Below are 2,621 nucleotides of genomic sequence, written 5' to 3' on the forward strand. Positions count from 1 at the left end.
ATCAATGGCGACGCTTTCAATCTCTGCTCGGCTTGGCTACCTTTTTCAGGGACGACGACGAATCATCTGGGAATATCGTCTAACGCCAATCATTTCTGGAGGGGAAGGTAATGAACCGATCCATCGCACCCGTAGGCAGTCTTGCAATGTTGATCGTTTTGGTGGTCGCGGCCTGTGTGCCGCCGCCAGTCAAGGTTGGTCAACGGGCTTTGGAGGACCGCAGCACCAGCGATATCGTAACAGACAACGAGATCGTCTTGGACGTTAACGAACTGATGGTCAAGTACGAGACCGTGGCGGTTTCGACGGAGATCTACGAGCAGAGACTTTTAGTCTACGGGCTGTTGAATGACGCTGCCGCAGTCGAGAGCTTCCGCGCCGACGCGGGCAAGATCGAAGGCGTGAAGGCACTCTACTGGCATGTCACGTACATGAGTGCGGCCGACCAGGAGGCCAAGAAGGACGAAATGCTGGGGATCGCCGGGGCCACCGAGGCGAAGGCCACGGTCGAGGCCAATTGGCTGGAGGCCGACGGTGTCAGCAGCCTCAATTTCAGGGCGGGGATCGATCCGCTGGCCACGGCCTACATTCTAGGGCGCGCCAAGTCTGCGGCGGAGAAGCAAAAGGCGCTCGCCGAGGCTGGTAACGTACCCGAGATCAAGCGGGTCGTGGACTACGTCGAAGTTCGCCCCTGAGGCCACAGAGCCGCCTTCGGTGACCTGGGGTCCGGAATGATACCGCGGGGCAGACATCCCGCCGATTCGTGCTGTTGGTAAGCAGTTAAAGGGTGATCTTGTAGATCACGCCGTCCGTGCCATCCGAGGAAAGGACACCGAACAGAACTCCGGTGGGACAGAGAGCCTGGGTCGAGGGCGCATAAGGCACGACCTTGAGTATCGATGAAGCACGCTGGTGACAGGTCGCGGCGAATGTTGGTGACTTCTGGTTTTGTGCAGATGCTATGGGGCGAGCGGCGAGGCTATTGCATCATCGTCGCTATCAGCAACGATGGAGATGCCCCATGTCAGAAGTATCCGATGTCCGCAAATCCGACAGACCCTTCGATCAGCCTCGCACGCTGGGTGCCGTCGTCGAGCTCAGCCAAACGAGCTGGCTGGTCGGCGGTATGGTCCCTGGGCTTCAACGTAGCCCGCTCAAGAAGCTGAGGGCCGACAAGGAGGCGCTGTTCCGGCTGCTTGAGCGTTGGCGCGACGAAGCGCTCGGAGCCGGTCACGAGATCACGCGTATCGCGGTGGCCTGCGAGAGCGGTCGCGATGGCTTCTGGCTGGTGCGCTGGCTACGGGCCCAAGGCATTGAGGCCTATGTCATTCATGCCGCCAGCGTTGCTGTTTCGCGCGAGCACCGCCGGGCCAAGACCGACCGGCTTGACACCGCCTTGCTGAAGCGCGCGTTTTTGGGCTGGCTACGCGGTGAAATTGGCCACTGCAGCATGGTGATGATCCCCAGCCGCGAGGAGGAGGACGCCAAACGCCCGAGCCGCGAGCGTGAAACCCTCATGAAGGAGCGCACCCGGCTGATCAACGCCATGAAGGGTGACCTGGCTCGGCTGGGCGTGCGCAATTTCAATCCCAAACTGCGCCGGGCACGCGAAAAGCTTGATGAGCTGCGCACACCCGAAGGCACGGCCCTGCCGCCCAACACGCGCGCCAAGCTGACCCGCGATTTGGAGCGGCTGCACCTGGTTGTCGCTCAGATCAAGGCCATCGAAGCGGCACGTCTGGAGCGACTTGAAGCATCACCTGAAGTCAAGCCACACGCCATGATCCTTCTGCTTGCCCGGGTCGTCGGGGTCGGCATCGAGACGGCGGACATGCTGGTGCGGGAGGTGCTGTCGCGCCCGCTGCGCGATCGACGGGCCGTGGCGCGCTATGCCGGCCTCACGGGCGCACCGGACGAGAGCGGCTCGAAACGCCGCGAGAAAGGGCTGGCGAAAGCGGGCAACGCTCGGGTGCGCCGGGGCATGATCCAGTTGGCCTGGCGCCTGCTCAGGTTCCAGAAGGACAGCGCACTCGTGCAGTGGTATCAGGAGCGGACAAGCGATGGCCGCGGTGATACACGCAAGACCATGATCGTGGCGCTCGCCCGCAAACTGCTGATCGCCCTGTGGCGCCTGGTGACGACCGGTGAAGTCCCTGAGGGCTTCATTCTGCGGCCGGCCTTGTAAGAACTTGAGAATGACTGGAGACACACGGGCTTCGCAGATCGTCCTTGCGCTCGGTTAGGCTTGAGGACGATCCGAGGTGGCGGCAACCCGGAGAAACCTACGGCTTTGATGCCGCTGTGCAGATTGGGGCCGCCAGCTTGGAGCTTCGCCGTCGATGCGCATGGCTGCATCATGGTGCCGCCCCACCAGGGGCGACCGAATACAAGGTTGCGCGCGGTGATCGCGCCCGAAAGCGAGCTCCTCCTCTGATCGTCATCTCGACCGCAGCGGCCCGCCTGGCGGGTCCGCTCCTAACCAGGCGTGCTCCGCGGGTGAGCGGCGAATTGCGGGGTAAAGAAACCAACTTCTAAACCCAGAAAACCGATGATGAAAACACGTTAACACCCCCGGCAAAGGGTCTTGACCACAAAGGCCCCATACAAGGTTTCTCGGACGC

Annotated in this window: 2 protein-coding genes; both read left to right on the top strand. The window is 61.9% G+C overall.

The features are described 5' to 3' along the window. Window positions 1–110 precede the first annotated feature (110 nt). Window positions 111–695, top strand: coding sequence for a BON domain-containing protein (locus Q1B15_RS11320; protein ID WP_299753844.1), 585 nt, complete (start codon window positions 111–113; stop codon window positions 693–695). A 326-nt stretch (window positions 696–1,021) separates the two neighbouring features. Next, entirely contained in the window at window positions 1,022–2,185 is a 1,164-nt protein-coding gene (locus Q1B15_RS11325) for an IS110 family transposase (protein WP_299753845.1), read from the top strand. Window positions 2,186–2,621: the final 436 nt, after the last annotated feature.

Origin of the sequence: uncultured Boseongicola sp. (assembly GCF_937988555.1) — a bacterium.
Taxonomy (GTDB): Bacteria; Pseudomonadota; Alphaproteobacteria; order Rhodobacterales; family Rhodobacteraceae; genus Boseongicola.